Origin of the sequence: Enterococcus mundtii (genome assembly GCF_002813755.1) — a bacterium.
Taxonomy (GTDB): Bacteria; Bacillota; Bacilli; order Lactobacillales; family Enterococcaceae; genus Enterococcus_B; species Enterococcus_B mundtii.
In genome coordinates this window covers 72,987-95,092 of sequence record NZ_CP018061.1, presented here as the reverse complement: position 1 = coordinate 95,092, position 22,106 = coordinate 72,987, and the positions used below count along the sequence as shown (strand labels likewise).

Below are 22,106 nucleotides of genomic sequence, written 5' to 3'. Positions count from 1 at the left end.
AAAAGGTAAATACACGAAATTACTTAATAGACTTTTTTCCTGAATATCTATTTATAACAGAATTGATATCGAAAAAAACTATGTGTTTATAATCCGCTTAATCATTAGTAAGAAACTAACATTACAAAAAAATAAGAACCAAAAACTACAGGTTTTCGGTCCCTATTTTTGGTAAAATTTCAAAGGGTATCATGTACGGTCTTTTTAAATTAATATTTCTTTTTTTAGATACCTGCCAGTTTTTGACTCATGGCAATCTACAATATCGGTAGGAATTCCACTGAAGAGAATGTTTCCGCCTTCGTTTCCTCCACCAGGCCCTAGGTCAATTATCCAGTCACACGCAGCTATCAACTCTAGTCTATGTTCGACAAGAATAACTGTATTATTTTGATTCACTAATTTTCTTAATAAGCTGAGCAGTTTTTGTATATCTTTATGATGTAAACCCGTGCTGGGTTCATCTAATACGTAAATGTTTCCTTTTTTATGAAGTTCACTAGCAAGTTTTACTCTTTGAACTTCTCCTCCAGATAATGTACTAGTAGGTTGACCTAACGTTAAATAGCCAAGTCCTACATTAAGTAAGCTATTGAGCAAATCGTTTATCTTTTCTGATTGAAAGAAAGATATTGCTTCTATAATTGTCAAATCCATCACTTCAACAATACTTTTACCATTAAATTTGTAATTCAACGCTTTGCTATTATAACGATTGCCCTTGCATTCTTCACACACTACAGTGACCGAATCAGCAAATGCCATATCGTAAGAAATCGTTCCTTTTCCCTTACATATTTGACAAGCCCCTTTAGAGTTGAAGCTGAACCAACTTGCTGAAACGTGATTTTTTTTGCAAATAGATTTCTTATTTCGTCCATCACACCAGTATATGTTGCCGGAGTGGAACGAATAGAGGTTCCAATGGGTTTTTGATCAATCACTATTGCCTCAGGATAGCGTTTAACAAATTCTTGTCGTATCAAAGAAGACTTGCCCGAACCGGCGACACCTGTTATTGCAGTCATTATTTCTTTAGGAATAGTGACATCTATATTTTTCAAGTTATTTTGACTTGCATTTAAAATTTCATATCCTGTACTCCATGGTAACGGATTTTCATTCAGTTCTATTGTTTGTCGAAGAGCACTTCCTACGGAGGTATTCGATTTTTTTAAACTCAGCAGATCCCCTTCGAACACAACTTGCCCTCCGTTTATACCTGCCTCTGGTCCTAATTGAACAATATGATCAGCAAGAGCTAGCATCTGTTGACTATGTTCGACTACAAGGACATTATTTTTTTTATCTCTAAGATCAACAAGTAAATTCCCAATCTTTTCTGCGTCAAATGGGTGTAGTCCTGCTGTTGGCTCATCAAATATATACGTTATATTATTCAAGCTACTTCCAAAATTACGAACAATTTTTATTCGTTGTAATTCCCCCCCAGACAATGTATTAGTCCTTCTTGATAATGAAAGATAGCCTATCCCAACGTCAATCATTTGAGTCAACGTAGGAATAAGTTGTTGAACGATTGAAGTTCCTATAGGATTCTCAATTTTTTTCATTAAAGGCAATAATTCTGAAACCGTCACATTCATAAAATCAATTATATTATACCCATTAATTTTAGATACCAGCGCATTAGGATTTAATCCCGTCCCATTACAAACTGAGCATGTCTTTTCATAAACATGTTCAGCAATTTCTATCTGCAAGTTTTTCTTCAATTTTGAAATATCCCTATTTACATAAAGCCTTTGAAAGCGAGGGACTACACCCTCATAATCAACTTTGTCGATTCGTCCAGAATTATTAGATCGTATTTCAATTTTGATAGGATCATTTGATCCATAGTATAATATATCCAACTCTTCTTTTGAAAAAAATTTCACCAATTTGTCAGGATCTAATAGAGGATTATTTTGATATAAGTGGCTTTGCCATCCTGAAGAAAACTGACTGAATCGTATTGCCCCTTCATGCAAACTTTTTGTTTTGTCAAACAAACTTTCAACGTTTATATCCAATTCTTTACCTATACCAGAACATTTAGGACATGCCCCTGCAGGATGATTGGTGGAGTATGCCATAGACCCTCCTGCGCTTGGATTTCCTACACGCGAAAATAGTAGTCTTAATAATGGAGAAGCATCTACAGCTGTTCCTACGGTCGATCGACCATTATGTCCTAAAGATTTTTGATCTACAACTATTGAGGGAGTTAGATTATATATCCCTTCAACATTCGGTCTTTCATAATTTTTCATTTTATTACGAACATACAAAGGATAGGCAGCCTGCCATTGGCGACTACTTTCTTTTGCTATCGTATCAAAAACTAAAGAACTTTTTCCAGAGCCTGAGACACCTGCAAAAACTACTAATTTATTTTTTGGTATAGTGATATCTACATGTTTCAAATTATTCTCAGAAGCATTTATTATCCTAATATCATCATTATCGTTGTTCTTCATAATCTTTCCTCCAATCGTTTTATTCCCTGTGACTGATCAATTTTCAACTATAAGCACTATAGATATTTATCTAGGATTTCTTTAGGAATTTTTTTGCTGCCATCATAGAATATATCATCCTCAGCATTTATCTTCCTTAACAATTTTGCGGGAGATCCAACAACAATGCTATCTGGTTCTACATCACGTGTTACAACACTTCCTGCTCCTACAATCGAGTTGTCCCCGATTGTTACACCAGGAAGAATAGTCGCTGCAGCACCGATCCAAACATTATTGCCAATATGAACTGGCTTGTTAAACTGGAGCTTGTGTTTTCTTAACTTCGGGGAAACAGGATGGACTGCAGTTGCTATAGAAACATTAGGACCAATCATACAATCATCACCAATAAAAATATCACCATCGTCTACAAAATTCGCATTAAAATTAATAACTACGTCTGTACCAACATGTACATTCCTCAATCCACAGTTTGCAAAAATTGGAGGAATAATGTATAACCCTTCATTATATGTTCCAAGCACTTCTCTCAATATCTTTTCTCTCTTTTTATGTCCTTCAGGTGTTTCTGAAGTATGATTAAACTCACTTATTTTTTTCACAAGTTCTCCCTGATATTCAATTAATTCACTATCTACACTGTCATATATTTCTCCGCTATTTAGTAAATCATGATATTTTTCCTTATTATTCATTTTACCAATTTCTCCTTTTTCTAAATATTAAATCAACTAGTTCATATTCATTCAAAAAAATAAATTTTAGTATTTCACAAAAATGAATACTTTTTTATCCGACTAAGGCATTATACATCCACAATGCAATTAAAATAAGATAAAATCAGATGTTTATATGGTAAAATAGTACCAATTATTTCTTTTCAACAATAATTTAATTTAGGAGTAGGTTTTAAATGGAAGTGAAAATGCTAGAATTACAAAACGATTTAAGAGAAAGAATTTCCCATAGAAATCAATATATCCCTGTGACAACATGTGTAGATCATTTTGATGACTATTTTAATAGAACATGGGAATGTCATTGGCATGAAGAAGTGGAGTTTTCAGTTGTTTTAAAAGGAAGTGTTGAATATATTATTTTCTCTAGTGAAAAAAACACAACAACCGTCACTTTACATCATGGGGAAGGAATCTATGTTCCTTCTGGTAAATTACATAGTGTTAGAGCATTGCAAGAAGGAACTATACTCGCAGGTCTAGTATTTCCCATTAGTTTTTTTGAATTAACAATCTTCGATAATTTTTACTTTAATAATATAAGCAAAGTGTTCGATTCCCATTTTCCATTCATATATTTAAATACTGAAGAATCGATTGATATATCAATAACTGAAAGCATCATAGAAATTTGTGGATTAACTGGTACTGAAACAGGTTTTGAATTATATTGTATTGAATTAGTTTCTAGAATATGGCGTCTTTTGACATCAAAAATGAATCATCTCACAGAAAAAACTATGTTTTGCGAAGAATCGATTCAAACACAATATATGAAGGCAATGTTAACATTTATCCACTCAAATTACGGAAAATGTATCACGGTCGAAGAAATTGCCAAACATTCAGGAATTAGTAGAACTGAATGTTTTCGCTGCTTCAAAAAGTTTCTAAAAAAAACACCTATGGAGTATACGACCAGCTATCGTTTATCAATGGCAACAATGCTATTAACAAGTACGAGCCGAACAATAAAAGATATTTCAAGCTCGTGTGGTTTTTCCACACCAGAATATTTTGGGAAAGTATTCAAAAAATATTTGGGAACAACGCCTGGCCAATACCGCAAGTAAAGGAACCATGATAATAATTATGTTATTATTAAAAAATCATAGTCTTAATACTATCGCGCTTTTTTAATCAAAAACAAGAACCTTTGAAAAGATACATTAAAGAGATTGCACCCTGACTAAAATTAAATGGCCCTAAACTTATAAGTTTCTGAACCCATAAAATATCTCAACAAAAAACTATAAATTACATGTTCAACTAAATGTTTGTTTAGTATGCATTATCGATTCTGAAAAAGAATTCGTTTCTTAGATAATGATTATCCTGCTAATTTTTCTTCATATCGATTAAGATTGTCAGCGAGCGGATAATCATAAAACATTGAAAATCATGGAATGTTTCGGCTCCATGCTAAGATTAAACCCACATAATTCTTTGAAATAGGTACGATAATCTGTTTCAACCATTCGAACAATATACTCATTCGAAAAATCATCAAAGACAATCAATTCTGAGAAGATGCCTAGCTTCGCATCGATCCCTAAGATTTCGGGTAAGACTTTCCAGAAATTTTCTTGAGAAACTTGTGATACTAACTTCTCCAATTGGTTCATTTGGCTCTGTATATAGTCCTTCAGGACTTGGCTTTCTCGTTTCTCTACTTCTTCCAAAGTACTTTGAAACCCTTGAAGATAGGCTTCTTGGGTAGTAAATACCGCCATAGTTCTTTTTCCTTCTTTCTTTTAAAAAACGATCCGATCGATCAATGGATTCAACTGGTGTTTGACCCGTGTCCAGTCTTGCACCGTAGTAATACTATTCATTAAAATATACTCAGTTTCCAGCGCGTAATCCAAAAGGTACGGCCGATAGTTTGTGACAATTAAATCAATCTGTGCATCATTCAAGCGTTCTTGCGTCAATTCCTTTAGCGGAAGAAAGAGTAAATTGTAATGGTCACTCAAAAGTTCTTGGGCTTGCAGGCGAATCGATTGTACCACCAAATAATTCCCCTCCAGTAAAAACAAAACCTGTTTGACTGGTTGATAATAATGAAATAACATATCCATGTATAACGTAAAACTGACGGCCACATCTTCAAAGGTCACTGCTGAAAAGCGAAGTGTCTGCGCATGCTTTTGTAAGAAGTAGGAATTGATCTCATGGAACTGTCCATAGGTTTTCTTGACCATGACACGGACTTCTTCTAACTCTTTACTCAATACCGGGCTCAACGCTTCATTGATCAGATGTGAGACAAAAAACGAGTCCAATTTTGACAAAAAAACATCAAAATCAGACTCGTTTTTTATTTTCGAGAAAGGACGACTGGACTGTTCCACACTCTTTTAAAAGCGAATGAACACTCAAGTTCTACCTAAATCAATCAAACATTCAAGATCCACATGAATCCTATAAAGACAAAGAATAGCGCGTACATGATCGGTGAGACTTCTTTGCCACGTTTTGCTGCTAGCATGGTGATTGGATAAAAGATGAATCCTAGTGCAATCCCATCTGAGATACTATAAGTCAACGGCATACCGATCAAGATCAAGAAAGCAGGAATCGCAATCTCCATTTTTCCCCATTCGATCTGACGTAATGATTGGGCCATCAACACACCAACTAAAATCAGCGCAGGTGCAGTCACTTGAGAAGTCACGACTGATAATAATGGTGAGAAAAATAATCCGAACAAGAATAAAATCCCTGTTGTGATTGCAGTTAGTCCAGATCGTCCACCAACGGCGATCCCTGCGGATGACTCAACAAAAGCCCCAACTGGCGATGTACCTAACAATGAACCAGCTAACATCGCAGTAGAATCCGAAGCTAATGCTTTCCCAACACGTGGCATTTTGTTATCTTGCATGAAACCAGCTTGGTTTGCTAGGCCAACCAATGTTCCAGCTGTATCAAAGAATGTCACTAACAAGAACGTCAAAACGACTACCCACATTTGTAAGCTATTGATATCACCGACGTGTTTCAATGCAACTAAAAAAGTCGGTTTCAAGCTAGGTGCTGCCGCAACAAGCTGTGAAGGCATAGGGATCAGTCCAGTGACTAGTCCTAGAAGCGTGGTTGCTACCATCCCGATAAAAATCCCTCCTGGTACGCGACGAACTAACAATACCGCGGTAATGACTAAACCAAAAATCGTCAACCAAGTGGAACCGACACTCAATGAACCTAATCCAACAAGAGTTGATTCATTTGCTACGATCAAGCCACCTTCACTCAAGCCTAGAAAGGCAATAAACAAACCTATCCCGCCAGAAATCGCAAACTTCAAGTCTGTTGGAATGGCATCAATGATCATCTCACGTAATTTAAAAATGGTGATCAAAATAAAAATCAACGAAGCGACGAACACTCCTGCCAATGCTGTTTCCCATGGAATTCCCATACCTAAACAGACTGAGTAAGCAAAAAAGGCATTGATTCCTAGCGCAGGCGCTGTTCCAATTGGGTAGCGTGCAACGACCCCCATCAAAATACAGCCAATGGCACTGGCTAATGCTGTCGCAGTAAACACTGCCCCTTCATCCATCCCCGAAGCACCAAGTACTGTTGGATTGACAAATAAGATATATGCCATAGAGATAAATGTCGTAAACCCAGCCAGTATCTCACGTTTCACCGTCGTATTCAGTGCGTCAATCTCGAAGTAGGAAAGTATCTTTTCCTTCATCGTTCATCCCCCTAAAACCGAACATTTATAAAAAAGTTCTTACTATATTAGATTTATTAATAAAACAACGTGTTTAATATTATCCCAAATATAGAAATAAGTAAACAAAAAATTCGGATTTAATCAAAAATCCGAACATTACTATTTACCTATTCCGCTTTCATTTAGAGAAGAGTATGTCGATTACTAATAAATAAAACTAAGTACACAATAGTTGAAGAAGCTTCTATCTATGGGTTTCTTTACCGATTCGCTTTTGTTCTTCCGCACGAAATTGCTGATTGTCGATTTGGCTGATCGGTAAATTACTCCCTTTTCCACGATAATCTAATGAATTTAAACCACCGAAGCCTGTATCGACCATTTTATTCCATCCTTTGGCAGGATTTTTCCCAGATTTCAAATTCTTCATTCTCAATTTATCACTCTTTTTCATCCGTTGCTTTTTGAAATAATCTTCAAGTGTTTCAGTGATCGAGATTTTCATCTTCTGTCTCCCTTTCATCTACTTTTTCTGTCGATTCTAATTTTGCCATCACAAAAAAATTTCCTTCAGGATCGGAAAAGTTAAACGTCAACAAGCCATTGTTCTCCAAAATTTCACCAGCTGTTTCGATTTGTTCGTAAAGTTCGTCAAACTTATCTGTAAAGAAAATCATAGACGGTGGTGGTCCTAACACTTCTGGTGAAAATCGTTCAACGAATGTCCGAGGAAAAATAGCCAACTCCAATTCTTGCGACATACGCAAGACAATGCTTTGATATTCCTCTGGCAATTCCAACGTTTCTACTATTTCTGCCTTCAATTGCTCAACGAAAAACCGACTGACTAACGCGACATCTTCGACGTATAGCATGACACGAGATTTATGGATCATTTGACAACGCCTCCTCTAAATAAAAGCTTGTTTTCATTATAGCACGAAAGCGGAAACACACTTAGTGGAAGTCACTGCTATTAAGCACAAGATGATTGAGCGAAGGTTGCTTATTTTCGTGTTAAGCGATCAAAAGACAAATCACCCGCAATCTTCAAGTTTGCTTTGTTTGAAGATTACGAGTGACTCCATCGTTTTGGTTATTTCCTACGTGTCCGGTCACAAAGTGATTTCTGGTTGTTCTTTCGTCACTGTTTGTCTAGTACTCGTTACACCAAATGTTCGTTCAATGTCTTCTTGTAAAGCAGTCATTGCTTTTCCGGCAACTTCTGCTTGTTGTGCGTTGACTGCCTCGATCACCAATACAGCGTTCGTCGTTTTTTCTGTTAACATGGTCCGTTGCGCTTCACGCCAGTTAAAGCAGCGACAAACTGCGCCTTCTTTATCATAATAAATGATTTCTTCTGTTAATGCGGGGGCATCTGCTTCTGCGCCTAATGGCAAGAAATTTTCTCCACCTTGGGCTTTACCCAAATGAAGATCCCCAACGATCGTGTCAAGATCTTCTCCGCCACAGGGTACGCCAAAGCGCAAAGAGATACTATTATAGATATCCACTAACGGACTGATCGGGAAAAATTCGCGACCTTGACTGGCTCTTTTTAGTAGTGCCTCGATCGATGAACGTGCGCCTTTTTTGGTCTTGAACTGGGTAAACGCTTGACGCCATTGTGCAATCACTTCATTTTGACTAAAAGGTTCTTCTGTTAAATAATTTCTTGCTTCTTTAGCAGCACGATTCAATTTGTCATAATAATCTGCTTTGTTTTCTTCAACGACTTCGTTATTGATCCCTTCTACCGTTAAGATCTCGATTTTTGCTTCTGGGAACACTTCCCAAAATGATGGATCTGCTACAAATTTTTTCATTCGTTACACCTCGTTAATTTTTTTGACTAAAATATGATCGATCTGTGCATCGTCTCCCATATAAAACACATGTTGTCCTTGGCGTATGAAACCATGCTTACGGTAAAAAGCTTGGGCTGGATCATTATGTTCCCACACACCTAACCACACAGCTGTTTTTCCCTGTGCTTTCGCTTGAGCCAACGCCCAGTTCATCAAGTGAGTGCCGATCCCTTTTTTCTTATAGGGTGGTCGAATATAGATCCGTTCGATTTCTAGATGATCCTCAGGCATTTCCTCGGATTGTGCTTTTCCTATGTTCAGTTTTAGATAACCCGCAATTTCGCCATGATCTAGCGCCCAGAAAAAAGCTGATTCTGGCTGGATCAGTTCTTTTGTCAATCGCTGCAAATCATACGCTTGCGAAAGATATGCATCCATATCTGCCTGCGTGTTATATTCGCCAAAAGTATCTGTGTATGTTTCAATGCTGATTGCTTGAAGGCGTTCTACTTCACTTCCCACAATCGGTCTGATTTCTACCTTTCCCACTCCAACATTCCTTTCAATACAGGCGTTTATTGCCCTTTTTTACAAAATTCCAGTCTTCGCTGATATTTTTCCTTACGTGTGTCAATAATCTTTCCAACTGTTGGATTTCTTCTTCAGACAAGCCAGCTAAAGCGACTTTCGTAGAATGATGGTGTTCTCGGATGATCATCGGATAAAGTTCTTCTCCTTGGGCTGTTGGATAACACCTTTTATTTTTCTTGTTCTGTTCGTCCGTTACACGTCGAATCAAGCCATTACTTTCCAGCTTTTTCAGCGCACGGGCAGTTGTCGTTCGATCGACTTTAAGCATTTCGGCTATTTTTTCTTGAATGATGCCTGGATTTTCACAAATCCGAACGAGATACAGGTATTGCCCCCTCGTCAAAGCGACTTCCTTGAACTCAATATTACTGATCGAATCTAACGCTCGTGCTATCGCGCCGATTTCTCTTATGATCTCAGCCATCTCTTCTCTCCTTTAGTTGTACTTTTATTGTACTGATTTTTGTTGCAAATGCAACAAAAATATATTGATCAGTCAAAATAAGGCAAATGACCTGTCGCTAAGATCGCAAGCTGTTCTTCTGTCGTCCGTTTTTGGGAAAGAGTAGGTAAATCGTCCAATGCAAAAAAGGCGCTGTTTGAAGTTTCATTATTTGTGATAAAAGAACCTCCGATGATCGAACATCCAAAAATGACTTTATAGTATTGAAAGGCTTGTGGAATATCTTTTCGGGTATTGGTATCAAAAATCGCCAGTAGTTGATCCACCGTCACTGTTAGCCCAGTTTCTTCTTTCACCTCTTTTTCGATATTTTCCTTTGGTGAATAGCCGATTTCCGCAAAACCACCCGGTAATGCCCATTCTTTTGTATGGCTGTCTTCCACTAACAGTACTTTATCCTCTTGTTTGATAAAGGCACGTACATCGACTTTGGGTGTTGGATACCCTTCATTTTGTTCTAAAATAAATTCAAGGCGTTCTTCGATTTCCTTGTCGCCATTACTTAATAATGATAAAGCGATCGCTTTCAATTCTTGGTAACGTTCTTCGTCAAATGGATCTTTGCCATAGAAGAGACCGGCTTCTGCGATCGCTAATAAACGTTTGTATTTTTCGTTTTTTGTTGTCATTACAATTCATTCCTTTCAATAAATCCACGCTGTTATCTCTTACTCCAAAACTACAAGAAACCGCTTATGTAAGTCAAGGATTGTGTTATAATTTGTTTTAAAAGGAGGGATGTTGGATGTACTCGCTCATGCATCAAATCATCACTGAAAAAGATTTACAACGACAAGTCACGTTGATTGAACTACTTTTAAACCATCCCAAAATCACTGTCAATGAGCTTGCTGAAGAAACAAATACAACGGAACGTACGATTTTTTCCGATTTACAAGTGATCCGTTCACAGTTACCTGATGGCTGGTTGATCGATAGTGATCAGTCAGGGATTCGTTTACTCAACCAACAAAATCTACTTGCCAATGATCTGTGGGAATTGTTTCTAAAGCAATCCGTTAGTGTACAATTGATCAAAGAACTATTGTTTACAAAGGAATGTTCCACAACCAATTTCTTAGCAGCCAATGGACTTTCTTACGAAACGCTGAAACGCCATACAAGAAAAGTCAATCGCCAACTCCTTCGTTATGGGTTACAGATCAAGCTGACAAAATATACAAGTACGATGAGTGGTTCTGAGAATGCGATCCGCTTGTTTTATCATCGTCTTTTGATGCCATTTACTCATAATAATTATTTTTTTGAAGATTATTCCATCCATGAATCCCATTACTTTCGTTTTTTGAAACGCTTGAAGCAAACCCCTTTTTCTGTTGAAACAGAAGAGATTTTTGGCATTTGCTGGTTTTTCATCAACACGATACGTGTTAAGGCAAACTGCCGTATCGAGGACTCTTTCTTTGAACCTGAAGATACTCTTTACTCCACGTATGCGACTGAATTGACCACGCTTTATGAATTAGAAGGCGTTTATTTACAAAAAGATGAATTGATTTTTGCTTTCTTTTGCTTTTTAGAAAGTTGGAATTACAACAATCAATACCAAGAACCCGTAGCAGATATCTTGCAAAGTTATCCTTTTTCGGGCAAGATCAAACAATTCGTTCAGGATTTAGCTGATACCTTGCACTTAGAAAAACTAAACGAGACAAAACTTGCGGATAACTTGATCTTGTTATTGTTGAAATATCATGAATCACCTATCTTGATCGAGCAGTTGAATTTGCAGTATCACTATTTCTTGGAAGAATATGAGCAACAATATCCACAGTTGTACCCATTCAAACAAGAATTACTTGAGCAACTGAAACAAGAGTTACCTGTCCAAGAAGACGAATACTTTCTACGCCTCTTATCATTTTTGATCCAGCAAGCGATCTTATCCGTTCGTCCAAATAAATTGAACCTGTATTTCTTCTTTCAAGGCGAACCCTCTTGGAAAGCCTTTTTGCAACAAGAATTAAATGATTACTTTGGGAAACGAGTTCAGTTGATTCCAGTAGAATTATCTCAACTTTCTGACATCACGTTCCATAAAAGCGACTTGTTCGTCTCAAACACCCCCCTCGACCAAGTCCCGATACCAATCATCTACATCTCTACCATACCAACAAAAAATGAGCTCGACCAATTGACCGAACTCACATTTAGAAGTTATTTGTAAGGTTGTGAAAGAAGCGTTCAGCACTGAGTAATAAAACAGGAAAATCGAAAATGGCTTTTTCATTTTTGATTTTTTTGGCTTATTATTGAAGTGTTGCTTCTTGAACACCATTTATCAGGTTGTGAAAGAAGCGTTCAGCACTGAGTAATAAGACAGAAAAAGCGACAGCCTTCCTCTACTGTAACCTAGGGGAAGACTGCCGCTTTGCCTTTATCTCTTGAACGATCGACGATTCTCAGTTACCGGCAAAAGCTTCTCTTTCTTTTCTTTTGATCCATGTTTTACTGATTCGTTTCTCAACTTCTACGATTGTAAATAATAGAAGTACATTTGCAAGGATTGGTAAATGTTGAGCAAAGCTCAAACTTGTTGTTTCAATGACTTGTTGCGCAAAGGGTAGATAAATGACTCCAGTTTGGAGGACAAATAAAATACCTAATGAAATAAATAAGAATTTATTTTGGAAGAAGCCTTTATTCAATGAAGCATCGACTTGCTCACGACAATTGATCATATAGACGGCTTGGGCAGCAACAATGTTTTGTAAAAGAACAGTTTGTTGTAATGCTTGACCTTCAAACTGCATTGCCAACCAATAAGCTGGGATAATGATCAAGAGGGACACATAGAAAATCCGGAAAACATTGTACTTAGTCAAAATCCCTTGGTTGGGATCTCTTGGTGGCCGACTCATCGTGTCTTTACTTGCTTGTTCAAAACCTAACGCATAGGATAACGTGATTGTTGTCACCATATTGACCCATAAGATTTGGATCGGTGTCAAAGGCAATGGCTGATTCGCAAGTAATGCCCAGATGATCACCAAACCTTGTGCTAAAGATGTAGGTAAGAAGAAGCTGATCGTTTTTTGTAAATTATCTAAAATCCGACGTCCTTCTTTGACTGCTTTAGCGATCGTATGGAAGTTGTCATCGCCTAAAACCATATCTGCGGCTTGTTTACTGACTTCACTTCCTTTGATCCCCATAGCGATTCCTACATCTGCTCGTTTCAATGCTGGCGCATCATTGACACCATCACCAGTCATCCCAACGATTTCACCATTTTTCTGCAAAGCTTCTACGATCCTTAATTTATGCTCCGGAGTCGTTCGAGCAAAGACATCGACTTTGCTCACTCTCTTCGCTAAATCTTGATCAGAGAGTCGATCGATATCGATTCCTTCAAGGACATTACTCGTATGCTTCAACCCGATTTGATCAGCAATTGCTTGGGCTGTGTCTTTATGGTCACCAGTAATCATTTTCACCGAGATCCCTGCTTGCTGACACTCTCTTACCGCTTGGATCGCACTCTCTTTTGGTGGATCAATGATTCCTGCAATCCCAACAAATGTCAGTTGTTGCAACTGTGCATGGTCTAACTCTTGCTCAATAGGCAATTGCTTGTAGGCGAACCCTAATACACGTTGGCCTTTTTTTGCTAGTTGTGATGCTTGGTTGATCCATTGTTGCTGTTCTGATTGTGACAAAGAAGATTTCGATAATAAAACTTCTGGCGCTCCTTTGACAAACACTACTGCATGGTCCTGTTCTTCATGCAATGTTGCCATATATTTATAACTTGAGCTAAATGGCAGTTTAGCAAGCGCCGTTTTTAGGGGAAGATTCTGTTCAGCTGTGTATCGTAATAAAGCCAGCTCAGTTGGATTGCCACTCAACGTTTCAACTACTTGATCATCTTTCGTTTGCACTTCTTGACAATTTTTCATGATTTCAAGTAAGCGTGTCTCATCTTCTGTCATTGTTTCCACAACAGTCATTTCATTTTTAGTCAACGTACCCGTTTTATCTGAACAGATCACCGTCATTGAACCAAGTGTTTCAACGGAAGGTAGTCCTTTGATAATCGCTTGTTCTTGTGCCATTTCATTGACCCCCAGTGAGAGGATCATCGTCAATACCGCTGGCAAGCCTTCGGGGATCATAGAAACGATCAACGCAATGATCGTTGAGAATAAAAAGTTCCATTCTAAGCCATACCTAAATGAGGTAAAGAAAATCAAGAATAAACTTAGAAAAACGATTCCTCTGAAGATTTGCTTGTTCAACTGATGGATCTTGCGAACCAAAGGGGTCGTTTGTTGTTGAACTGATTGTAATGCCTGATTGATTTTACCAATCTCTGTCGTATTCCCTGTTTCAACGACGACACCAAGCGCCGATCCAGCTTGGACAAGTGTACCTGAAAAAGCCATATTGAGTTGATCTCCTGCGCCTAATTCATCGACTAACGGCTCACTCATTTTCTCTACCGCATCGGATTCACCGGTCAACGCAGCTTCTTCGATCATCAAACCATATGTTTCGACTAAACGAATATCGGCAGGCACGACATCTCCAGCTGTTAAACTAACTATATCCCCTTGCACGATCTCAGTGGCAGGGATACTTTTCTTGACGCCTTCAGAAAGAACCACTGCGTCTTGACTCATTAAACTTTTTAGCCCATTGAGTGACTCTTCTGCTTTTCTTTCTTGCCAATAACCAACAAAACTATTGATGATCACTACAAGTAAAATAATACTACCTTCAATATAATCACCCGTTAAAAACTTCAAGACAGAAGCCACCATCAGGATGATCATCAACAAATCCGTAAAATGCTTCAAAAACTTCCGAAGCGGACTGACTTTCTTTTTCACTTCTATTTCATTTCGTCCTTGTATTTCTAAACGACTGGTACGTTCTTGATTTGAAAGACCATCTTTGGTCGTCTTTAATTTATTCATTGTTTGTTCAGCAGTTTCTTTGTACCATGTCATCGGCAATCCCTCCTGTATTTCATTTGATAATACTTATTATACGTAAGAAGGAGGGTTTCTTATGTCGATTATTTCAGGCAAACATGAAATAATTAGTGTGATTTAATATGAGCCAGGTTTCTAGGTTTGCTTTTCAAACGAAATTTTTCCCCTTTACTCCGATTGCTTCATTGATTTTTGTTCACTCAATTTGTTTTTTATTTCTTGTTCCCAAGAAGGTTTTCTAATTTTTTCGATACATAATGGGGCAACAAAAAGAATGCCGCTGATCAATACGACAGCCACAAAGTTGATCCACGTACCAGCTTTTAATGTAAGTCCGACAGAAAAAACGATTGCTGCAAATAAGACTAACACAACAAGCCAAGCACCGAGATTCCCATTTCCCTCTTTTTTACCAATTCGAAATGGACGAGGGATAGCCGGATTTGTTTTTCTAAAACGTAAGAATGCGACACCCATGATGAGATAGACGATACAATAAATCACTGTCGTTGCATTTACTAACATCAAAAATGCTTGATTGACTCCTGGAATCAATAAATAGAATAGGGCAAACACAGAAATGATAATAGATTGTGTCAAGATCACCGCTTTTGACACATCAAATTCATTGGTTTTCCAAAAATTGAAACGAGGAGGATACGCGCCTTTTCTTGCACTTTCTGTAACAGTTTTGGCTGGACCAGAAGCCCAAGCAGACAATTGTACAGCGACACCGACAAATACAAGTAAGCTGAATAGGTTCACAATCATATGTGGCAAGCCAAGAATTTGGCAATCGATCGAAATGGATTGGGCAATATTATTCAACTCCATTTGACCCTTTGGTACCACATTGGCAACGACTAACGCATTCAGCGTGTTTACTACAAATAAAAAGACTAACGCAGCGAAAATACCGCGTATATAAGTTTTAACTGGATGTGCCAATCGAGTGATATAAACAGAAGACATTTCGATTCCAGTAAAAATGAACATGATCGGTGCAAAATAAACGAATGATTTTGCAGTACTTGGATCGGGAACTAAAAGATCCCAAGAAAATTTTCCTAATGTTCCATTTGGCATGATACCGACCTTGATCCATGCTGCGACACCCAATAGGAGCATTAATGCCAACGGGATATACAACCCCAACCAGACACCGATTTTCCCGCCAATTTTTGCCATGTCGAATTTTAAGTTCAATAGTGTGATGATCCAATAAACGACTAAAATCACGAGTAATGTGAATTTACTATTCAAGCCCAATGGGACGTTATTGACCATGTTGCCAAACAATGGGGCAAGTGCTGAGGCAACCATGACCATTCCTGGAAACATTTGAACCCATAAAAGCCAAGAGACGACAAATCCCCATTTTCTACCGAGGGATTGAGAGACCCATAGTTCTGGCCCTCCCTTTTGAGGAAACATCCCTGCAAACTCTCCTGAAATCAGAGAGATCGGAAACGCATAAAAGAGTACAGCGACTAACATATAAAACAACATCGTCCAACCAGTGGCAGCGACATCAGGAATATTACGGACGCTTGCGACTAAAGCGCAAGTCATCCCAATAAACGTTAACGTTGACAGTTGTTTGGTAGATTTTGAGTCTGTCATGATCGATCCTTCTTTCTATCACTAAAACTACGCAAGAACTTCTCTTAGTTTTTCTTCCATTGCGTGTTTGATGGCTTCGGTGTAATAAGCAAAGATGTTGTCATCGGTTAAATACGGGGTCATGATCGCAGCTCGCAACAAAGTAACTTGTTGTTCTTTTTGCCATTCTTCTTGTGGAACACCCATGCTTTCAACAAATGCTACTGGAGAATCGCCATAATCCGCTTGCGTGAAGGTCGTATGAGAAGTGATAAAGCGTTCTGCGTACACATCACCTTCCATATAAGAGGAGACATCAAACATTTCTTCATTCAAACGGTTGATTTCTTTTAAATCTGTACAACCTTGGACTTTGAATGCCCAATCGACCATATTGAAATCTGGATGATTCAATGGATAGACTTCGATTGTTTTCCCATTGACAGTAAAGCTTAATTGATCAAGAAATTCTCGGAAACGTTGAGCGGCTTCGATCGATGCACCAATCAATTGACCATAGCCAGTGACATTCAAAGGCAGAACTCGGTGTGCCGTCCAAACTGCCGCAGCCGTTGCCCCAGCTTTTGAACCTTCTAAAATATAGGCACCTAACATATCCGGTGCTTTAACGGATTTTTCAAACACATAAGGTGCAAAATAAGAGATGATATTCCGCATACTTTTGTGTTTGATCGTGATTCCTCCTGCTGCATAAGGTACATAGCCCATCTTATGGGGATCAACAGTCACTGATTCTGCTTCACTGATTGCCTTGAATCCTTCATAAACACTTCGTTCGATTTTCACTTCATGATGGAAAACATGATGTTCTTCATAAAATTCTGCTAATGATGCGTAAGGCACAAATTCATACGCTTCATTCATGAACAAACAACGAGCATAGCCACCATAAGCTGCATCCACATGAAGGTAGAAATAAATGCCTTCATCTTTCAATTTTTCTCTAAGTTCAACGATTTGATCGACATGATCGACTTGTCCTTCTTCAGTTGTACCTACAACAGCAACTACACCTAGGATGGGGATATGTTGGATAGCTAGTTCACGAATCGTTTTTTCCAATACTTGGACATCCATTCGGTAGCAGTCATCAACGGGGATCGCGATCATTTGATCCAACCCGACACCACAAATATCTAATGCTTTCATCCATGAATAGTGTTTGGTTTGAGGAACAAGCCATTTGCCCAATTCTTGGATGTGTTTCCCACTTCGTGAAGATGCAGCTTTGACATTGTCTAATTCTTCATCAGTAAATGTTTCGATCATTTCTAAGATTTCTTCTACAGATAGATTAAGTAATTCCCAGTCCGATAGGTCTTTCACTTTTTCAGGATAAGTTTCTTTGACCGCTAAAGGAATCGATTTGATACAACGGGCATACCATAGACCTTCTAAATTCGCAATTGAACCATCCGCTGTCAGATGTCCCCAACCATTCGGCATACTAAACAGCTTCGCAAAGTCTTCTCCGATTTCTGCTTCCATTTGTGATGTGGCCATTGAGGATTCCAATGCCACGTTATTAGGATTCCAAAGCATCGCAAAGTGATAAGCCAACAAAGCTGGCATCAATGTTTCTGCATTCATTTGTCCCCAATAACGTCCGGCTGAATGCCAAGGAATTGAACCGGCACGCATTCGTTCACTGACTTCATCTAAGACCTCCATCATATGTTGTCGAGTCGTAAGATAAGACGTTGTTGATTTGTCTGCTTCACTGATTGCGGGAAGGTCAGCTGGTAAATAATTTTCACGCCAACCTAAATGTTCATCCAACATCTTATTCAATAACATTCTATACACTTGGCCATTTTCTGCTTTGTCGCCAATAAAGACGGCTTTGATGTCCATATCTTTCATGATTCATTTCTCCTCTCTTGTTACCTGATCACAGGAAATACTCAGCCGGCTGTTGTTGCTTGATCAGTTTACGTGTTTGACTATACGCTCAAATTTAAAAAAAATTTTTTTAATAACATATCTTTATATTTCTTACTTTGAAGACAAAAAAAATAAAGTCTGATTATTCTGTATTTTTAGCTCAAAAAAACGAACGTTGTGACTAAACTTCCTACTAAGAATGGTTCAATTTATTGATTATAACGTTTAAGTCACGAACAAAAAAAAGAAATCAAATGTACTTATTCGTTGAAAAATAGTCATATTTTTTTTTTCTATTTGGTTCTTTTTATCAATCAGTTCCCAATTTTTTTAATTAAAACAGATACAATAACAAAAATAAGTAAATTTAGCATTTTGTTTGCTAAGAAAGATTGGGTGATAGATGCGTATCTACAAAAAACATGGCATAATAGCTACGTGCTTGTGCATGACTATACAAATAGGGAGGATTCCCCATGATTGAACATTATCTTGAGAAAAATCTCTTACGCCAACTCTTTCTTTGTGGACAGTTTTATGTAAATAAGGAAGTCGATCTTCCAACGACAGCTACTTTGTTACATGTTTGTCAAACCACTCTGTTGAATGATATCAAATCATTAAGTAGAGAATTGAGCGACCAAATCATTTATCAATCAAAAGAAAAAGAAACCTATTCTTTATACTTCGCACCAACAACTTCTCGCTTCCAATTGATGCAACGACTCTCTCGGCCGTCTTTATTTTTAAAAACTTGCCTTCTTTACTTAGAGGATGAACCAGATTATATCCAATTGACCGAACTCGAATTTGTTTCAGTCAGCAAAGCTTACGCATTGAAGAAACAAGTGTTAGACTACTTTCAAGCATGCGATATCGCCATTGAACATCATTCCCCTCACTTTACTGACATCGAAAGACGCTTGGTTTTGCTAAATGTGAGCTATCGGACAGGCACATTGCCTGACCTCTCTCTTCCTTGTTCCTTTGATGTCCAAGCGCAAGAGTTTATTCAAGCAGTCACTAAAAAAAGTGGGCGAATCTATGATCGGGATACCCAAGAGATTTTGCAAACAGGCTTTCTGATCAGTCTGTTCTATCAAAAAGATGCCCCGCTATCAATCGATCAATCATTCATCGATGAAATCAAAAAGAGACCGATTTATCATTTCGTTCTTGCTGCTTGGGAAGAAAGTCCGTTTAAGCAATTTTTTCAACCAAATGAATTTTATTTTATTCTGATACTCTTCAATCTATGTGATTATGGATTTGATTCTTATGAAGCAATCGAAGAGGATTTTGCCCAATTGCATCAGGTCTTTATTGAAAATAATCCAGAGACAAAACAATTGATCCAAAGATTTGAACAACATTTTGACCATCCTTTTCTTGGAAACAAAGCTTTTGAGCGTGCGTTGATACGTATTTTGCGTTCTGCTTGGAAAAACTATCAATTGTTCTTACCTGAAAAATTTCATTTATTGACCGATGAACAACGAGAGTTATTTGAAGAAGTAAAACGGATCGTTAGTGATTGGAGCCATGCACTTCCTTATCAATTAAAGATCAATCCAAATTGTCTGCGGTCATTCGTTATTGAATTGACTGGTATTTTACGCTTAGATAAACAAAAATTAACTGTGCGGATCGTGACCAACTCAGATATCAAATACTTGATTTATCGCGAAGCTTTAGAGGCCGTTACGACATGTGACATTTCCGTTGAGCCAATGATTTATAAACAATTAAGTAAAGAAGCTCTCGATTTTGTGGCAGCCTCTTCTAACCGGCTGTTGTGTGAACGTACACTCTACACCCCTGTTGCCTTGTCCATGGAACATGTTATTCCAATCTCAGTCGAAACAGTGGAACAAGCGATTATATTGCTTGTAAAAAATAGTTCATGAGGGAGGCATACTTTCGTAATAGTAACTCTTGCACACATTTATTCTGTCGTATAAAGTGTGTGAAAAACTAGACAGTTCCATAAAAAAAGCTAGAAAACCAAAAATTCATCCTACAAGATTTTGGTTTTTCTAGCTTTTTTTATAATTGTTACTTTCTGAAAAACTATTTATCCAATTTTAAGAGACGTGATCACTAATATCATTTGCCCATTCTGCCTATGATGATTATGCAAACTTAGACATCCGCTGGACCGATTTCTTTATTCAAGAAGTAAGAGATGATCGTACGAATCACGACTAATGCGGCCAACTGAAAAATATCTTGTAATGTCGGTTTGATGATCGACTCGATGATCCCAGCAGAGATCAATATCTCTAAACTCAATAAGATATACCCACCCAGCATTTTTTTGATGCCGTTATTTTGGTGAATCCGTTCATTTTGTTTGAATGACGGGTTCAAGGAATCTTTCAAAAAATCTTTGATCGAAAGAAAACCACCCCATAATAAGACCGCAATGGCAAAAATATCTAAAATCAAGACCAACCATTCAAGATATGGATAAAGAAGTGTCATCCAACTGATTTCCATCAAACTTTCCTTCTTTCATGCGATACATGACTCGCGATTTCTAAATTTAAAAAATAAGAGATGATCGTGCGAATGATAATGATCAATGCTAATTTTAAAATGTCTGTCCAAGTTGGTTTAATGACAGATTCAATAAGATCTGCCACGATCAGTACTTCTAAACTCAACAAAATATAACTAGCTAGTAACTTTCGAATATCCGCATTCCGCCGATTACGCGTCGCATAATCTTTGATCAATGGACGTTCCATTATCAAATTTTTAAAAACTAAAAAAATACCAACCAACAAGACTAAAATCGAGAAAATATTCAAAATCGCAGTCACCCATTCCAACAAATGGACCAATGTTTCACTAAACATCTTTACACCCCACTTTTTCTTCTACTCCTATCCTACTAAGAGTACGGAGTTTCGTCCAGTTTGAGCAAATATTACCAATCAAAATAAGATGTTTCTTTTTAACTATTCGGTAACATATGCATATTTTTTTCGATTCGTATATGATATGTACGTTCATAAAAATGATATAACATAGATACTTATTCATGGATTTCAAGGAAATTTTTAGTGAGTTCTATTGATTGATCGATCATCCTTGTAAAATGTCGAATATTTTCTTTAGATAAAAATAATTCATTTCCCCATCCATTGATCAACTGCTCTAACCTCTGGCGAAAACTCTCCGAATACACAATCGTATCTACCATCTACTCACCTCAACCATACTTACTAAATGTATCTTTCATTTCAGATTCGGAGACTATCAAACCTTTTGAGAAATCATCAAATGCTTTTTCTATTTCTTTACGGTCTTGTTCTCTCATCACTTCCTTTGTATCAATTATCAATGTTGTACCTTCTTTCGTATAGCTCAAAATATCCCCCTCATATAACCCAAGTTCCTTTGGTAAAATGCTACCGACAATGTTCCCAATTTTTCTCACCTTTAAACTCTTCATCTTTTCCACACCTTTCTGATTCACATGAATTAAAACGCGTTATAACTCATTCCCAAAATTTTTTTACTTCTCTTTGTTAAGAATTTATTACAAAATACACTAAAAAACAGACACTTCCTCTGAACTGTCAAAAATTCTGGTTGCTCACTTACCCTATCATTTGGCTTATTTTTCTAAACGTTCTATGCTTTGAAGTAGAAATAGTTCACAAACCAAAAGGAGGTTTTTTTATGAGCAAGAAATGGTTGAAAGTAGGCATTGGCTTAGGACTAGTTGCTATAGGTGCTGTTTATCTTGGCAAAAAAACAGGCTTACTAGAAGATGATAGTCACCTTTATGATGAATTTGAATCAATCTAGAAAAATCGCTTTGAAAATGAATTGGTAAATATTGGAGGAACGCATG

The 22,106-nt window shown here is 37.5% G+C and carries 23 protein-coding genes; 4 read left to right on the top strand and 19 right to left on the bottom strand.

Annotated elements, in window-relative coordinates; translation table 11 throughout:
• Positions 1–204 precede the first annotated feature (204 nt).
• The 3 genes from EM4838_RS16745 to EM4838_RS00475 are packed head-to-tail and all read right to left on the bottom strand — an operon-like array spanning position 205 to position 3,181.
• Positions 205–765, bottom strand: a complete 561-nt coding sequence (locus EM4838_RS16745; protein WP_233433753.1) for an ATP-binding cassette domain-containing protein — start codon at positions 763–765, stop codon at positions 205–207.
• Complete coding sequence (locus EM4838_RS00480; protein ID WP_233433752.1) at positions 738–2,483, bottom strand: excinuclease ABC subunit UvrA; 1,746 nt, start codon at positions 2,481–2,483, stop codon at positions 738–740. The genes EM4838_RS16745 and EM4838_RS00480 overlap by 28 nt, the downstream gene beginning before the upstream one ends.
• Positions 2,484–2,539: 56 nt before the next feature.
• Entirely contained in the window at positions 2,540–3,181 is a 642-nt protein-coding gene (locus EM4838_RS00475) for a sugar O-acetyltransferase (RefSeq protein ID WP_071866221.1), read from the bottom strand.
• Between the two features lie 218 nt (positions 3,182–3,399).
• On the opposite strand from EM4838_RS00475, the gene EM4838_RS00470 reads away from it, so the two are divergent.
• Positions 3,400–4,296 (top strand): helix-turn-helix domain-containing protein, encoded by an 897-nt coding sequence (locus EM4838_RS00470; protein WP_071866220.1) that lies wholly within the window; start codon positions 3,400–3,402, stop codon positions 4,294–4,296.
• 309 nt (positions 4,297–4,605) lie between these two features.
• Here EM4838_RS00470 and EM4838_RS00465 read toward each other — a convergent pair whose 3' ends face one another.
• From EM4838_RS00465 to EM4838_RS00425, 9 genes are all read right to left on the bottom strand, one after another.
• Entirely contained in the window at positions 4,606–4,956 is a 351-nt protein-coding gene (locus EM4838_RS00465; protein WP_071866219.1) for a DUF7006 family protein, read from the bottom strand.
• 21 nt (positions 4,957–4,977) lie between these two features.
• Positions 4,978–5,517: a hypothetical protein gene (locus tag EM4838_RS00460; RefSeq protein WP_179948048.1), complete on the bottom strand. Its 540-nt coding sequence runs from the start codon at positions 5,515–5,517 to the stop codon at positions 4,978–4,980.
• Positions 5,518–5,621: 104 nt separating this feature from the next.
• Entirely contained in the window at positions 5,622–6,932 is a 1,311-nt protein-coding gene (locus tag EM4838_RS00455) for an NCS2 family permease (protein WP_071866218.1), read from the bottom strand.
• A 226-nt stretch (positions 6,933–7,158) separates the two neighbouring features.
• On the bottom strand, positions 7,159–7,419 hold the full coding sequence (locus EM4838_RS00450) for a hypothetical protein (protein ID WP_019724093.1): 261 nt from the start codon (positions 7,417–7,419) through the stop codon (positions 7,159–7,161).
• Complete coding sequence (locus tag EM4838_RS00445) at positions 7,400–7,810, bottom strand: VOC family protein (RefSeq protein WP_071866217.1); 411 nt, start codon at positions 7,808–7,810, stop codon at positions 7,400–7,402. The genes EM4838_RS00450 and EM4838_RS00445 overlap by 20 nt, the downstream gene beginning before the upstream one ends.
• A 219-nt stretch (positions 7,811–8,029) precedes the next feature.
• Positions 8,030–8,740 (bottom strand): B3/B4 domain-containing protein, encoded by a 711-nt coding sequence (locus EM4838_RS00440; RefSeq protein ID WP_071866216.1) that lies wholly within the window; start codon positions 8,738–8,740, stop codon positions 8,030–8,032.
• 3 nt (positions 8,741–8,743) lie between these two features.
• Positions 8,744–9,271, bottom strand: coding sequence for a GNAT family N-acetyltransferase (locus tag EM4838_RS00435; protein WP_071866215.1), 528 nt, complete (start codon positions 9,269–9,271; stop codon positions 8,744–8,746).
• Positions 9,272–9,284: 13 nt separating this feature from the next.
• On the bottom strand, positions 9,285–9,737 hold the full coding sequence (locus EM4838_RS00430) for a MarR family winged helix-turn-helix transcriptional regulator (RefSeq protein ID WP_071866214.1): 453 nt from the start codon (positions 9,735–9,737) through the stop codon (positions 9,285–9,287).
• Positions 9,738–9,805: 68 nt separating this feature from the next.
• The gene (locus EM4838_RS00425) at positions 9,806–10,405 is read right to left on the bottom strand and encodes an NUDIX hydrolase N-terminal domain-containing protein (protein WP_071866213.1); all 600 of its coding nucleotides are present in this window, start codon (positions 10,403–10,405) and stop codon (positions 9,806–9,808) included.
• Between the two features lie 116 nt (positions 10,406–10,521).
• Here EM4838_RS00425 and EM4838_RS00420 point away from each other — a divergent pair, with 116 nt between their 5' ends.
• A complete protein-coding gene (locus EM4838_RS00420) occupies positions 10,522–11,964 on the top strand; it encodes a helix-turn-helix domain-containing protein (RefSeq protein WP_071866212.1) in 1,443 nt (480 codons plus the stop codon).
• A gap of 235 nt (positions 11,965–12,199) precedes the next feature.
• On the opposite strand, the gene EM4838_RS00415 is transcribed toward EM4838_RS00420, so the two are convergent.
• The 3 genes from EM4838_RS00415 to tdc form a co-directional block, all read right to left on the bottom strand.
• Entirely contained in the window at positions 12,200–14,749 is a 2,550-nt protein-coding gene (locus tag EM4838_RS00415) for an HAD-IC family P-type ATPase (RefSeq protein ID WP_071866211.1), read from the bottom strand.
• A 153-nt stretch (positions 14,750–14,902) separates the two neighbouring features.
• Positions 14,903–16,357 (bottom strand): amino acid permease, encoded by a 1,455-nt coding sequence (locus EM4838_RS00410; RefSeq protein WP_071866210.1) that lies wholly within the window; start codon positions 16,355–16,357, stop codon positions 14,903–14,905.
• A 27-nt stretch (positions 16,358–16,384) separates the two neighbouring features.
• Positions 16,385–18,220 carry a tyrosine decarboxylase gene (gene tdc / locus EM4838_RS00405; RefSeq protein WP_071866209.1) on the bottom strand — a complete coding sequence of 612 codons (1,836 nt, stop codon included), beginning with the start codon at positions 18,218–18,220 and terminating at the stop codon, positions 16,385–16,387.
• A gap of 497 nt (positions 18,221–18,717) precedes the next feature.
• On the opposite strand from tdc, the gene EM4838_RS00400 reads away from it, so the two are divergent.
• Entirely contained in the window at positions 18,718–20,148 is a 1,431-nt protein-coding gene (locus tag EM4838_RS00400) for a DNA-binding protein (RefSeq protein ID WP_066026547.1), read from the top strand.
• Between the two features lie 235 nt (positions 20,149–20,383).
• Here the strand turns inward: EM4838_RS00400 and EM4838_RS00395 are convergent, their stop codons facing one another.
• From EM4838_RS00395 to EM4838_RS00380, 4 genes are all read right to left on the bottom strand, one after another.
• Positions 20,384–20,740: a DUF1622 domain-containing protein gene (locus tag EM4838_RS00395; protein WP_066026548.1), complete on the bottom strand. Its 357-nt coding sequence runs from the start codon at positions 20,738–20,740 to the stop codon at positions 20,384–20,386.
• Positions 20,740–21,102 (bottom strand): DUF1622 domain-containing protein, encoded by a 363-nt coding sequence (locus EM4838_RS00390; RefSeq protein ID WP_071866208.1) that lies wholly within the window; start codon positions 21,100–21,102, stop codon positions 20,740–20,742. The genes EM4838_RS00395 and EM4838_RS00390 overlap by 1 nt, the downstream gene beginning before the upstream one ends.
• Positions 21,103–21,281: 179 nt before the next feature.
• Positions 21,282–21,449 carry a hypothetical protein gene (locus EM4838_RS16670; protein WP_179948047.1) on the bottom strand — a complete coding sequence of 56 codons (168 nt, stop codon included), beginning with the start codon at positions 21,447–21,449 and terminating at the stop codon, positions 21,282–21,284.
• A gap of 9 nt (positions 21,450–21,458) precedes the next feature.
• Entirely contained in the window at positions 21,459–21,701 is a 243-nt protein-coding gene (locus EM4838_RS00380; protein ID WP_071866207.1) for an AbrB/MazE/SpoVT family DNA-binding domain-containing protein, read from the bottom strand.
• Positions 21,702–21,931: 230 nt separating this feature from the next.
• Between EM4838_RS00380 and EM4838_RS00375 the strand changes: the two genes are divergently transcribed.
• Entirely contained in the window at positions 21,932–22,060 is a 129-nt protein-coding gene (locus EM4838_RS00375) for a hypothetical protein (RefSeq protein ID WP_019724379.1), read from the top strand.
• The last annotated feature ends 46 nt before the right edge of the window (positions 22,061–22,106 follow it).

What these genes read in the sequence shown, in the direction of transcription:
- EM4838_RS00450 (WP_019724093.1), bottom strand. Translation starts at nt 7,419, where the DNA reads ATGAAAATCTCGATCACTGAAACACTTGAAGATTATTTCAAAAAGCAA.
- EM4838_RS00465 (WP_071866219.1), bottom strand. Translation starts at nt 4,956, where the DNA reads ATGGCGGTATTTACTACCCAAGAAGCCTATCTTCAAGGGTTTCAAAGT.
- EM4838_RS16745 (WP_233433753.1), bottom strand. Translation starts at nt 765, where the DNA reads ATGGCATTTGCTGATTCGGTCACTGTAGTGTGTGAAGAATGCAAGGGC.
- EM4838_RS00440 (WP_071866216.1), bottom strand. Translation starts at nt 8,740, where the DNA reads ATGAAAAAATTTGTAGCAGATCCATCATTTTGGGAAGTGTTCCCAGAA.
- EM4838_RS00470 (WP_071866220.1), top strand. Translation starts at nt 3,400, where the DNA reads ATGGAAGTGAAAATGCTAGAATTACAAAACGATTTAAGAGAAAGAATT.
- EM4838_RS00475 (WP_071866221.1), bottom strand. Translation starts at nt 3,181, where the DNA reads ATGAATAATAAGGAAAAATATCATGATTTACTAAATAGCGGAGAAATA.
- EM4838_RS00455 (WP_071866218.1), bottom strand. Translation starts at nt 6,932, where the DNA reads ATGAAGGAAAAGATACTTTCCTACTTCGAGATTGACGCACTGAATACG.
- EM4838_RS00480 (WP_233433752.1), bottom strand. Translation starts at nt 2,483, where the DNA reads ATGAAGAACAACGATAATGATGATATTAGGATAATAAATGCTTCTGAG.
- EM4838_RS00390 (WP_071866208.1), bottom strand. Translation starts at nt 21,102, where the DNA reads ATGTTTAGTGAAACATTGGTCCATTTGTTGGAATGGGTGACTGCGATT.
- EM4838_RS00395 (WP_066026548.1), bottom strand. Translation starts at nt 20,740, where the DNA reads ATGGAAATCAGTTGGATGACACTTCTTTATCCATATCTTGAATGGTTG.
- EM4838_RS16670 (WP_179948047.1), bottom strand. Translation starts at nt 21,449, where the DNA reads ATGGTAGATACGATTGTGTATTCGGAGAGTTTTCGCCAGAGGTTAGAG.
- EM4838_RS00400 (WP_066026547.1), top strand. Translation starts at nt 18,718, where the DNA reads ATGATTGAACATTATCTTGAGAAAAATCTCTTACGCCAACTCTTTCTT.
- EM4838_RS00415 (WP_071866211.1), bottom strand. Translation starts at nt 14,749, where the DNA reads ATGACATGGTACAAAGAAACTGCTGAACAAACAATGAATAAATTAAAG.
- EM4838_RS00420 (WP_071866212.1), top strand. Translation starts at nt 10,522, where the DNA reads ATGTACTCGCTCATGCATCAAATCATCACTGAAAAAGATTTACAACGA.
- tdc (WP_071866209.1), bottom strand. Translation starts at nt 18,220, where the DNA reads ATGAAAGATATGGACATCAAAGCCGTCTTTATTGGCGACAAAGCAGAA.
- EM4838_RS00445 (WP_071866217.1), bottom strand. Translation starts at nt 7,810, where the DNA reads ATGATCCATAAATCTCGTGTCATGCTATACGTCGAAGATGTCGCGTTA.
- EM4838_RS00380 (WP_071866207.1), bottom strand. Translation starts at nt 21,701, where the DNA reads ATGAAGAGTTTAAAGGTGAGAAAAATTGGGAACATTGTCGGTAGCATT.
- EM4838_RS00375 (WP_019724379.1), top strand. Translation starts at nt 21,932, where the DNA reads ATGAGCAAGAAATGGTTGAAAGTAGGCATTGGCTTAGGACTAGTTGCT.
- EM4838_RS00425 (WP_071866213.1), bottom strand. Translation starts at nt 10,405, where the DNA reads ATGACAACAAAAAACGAAAAATACAAACGTTTATTAGCGATCGCAGAA.
- EM4838_RS00410 (WP_071866210.1), bottom strand. Translation starts at nt 16,357, where the DNA reads ATGACAGACTCAAAATCTACCAAACAACTGTCAACGTTAACGTTTATT.
- EM4838_RS00430 (WP_071866214.1), bottom strand. Translation starts at nt 9,737, where the DNA reads ATGGCTGAGATCATAAGAGAAATCGGCGCGATAGCACGAGCGTTAGAT.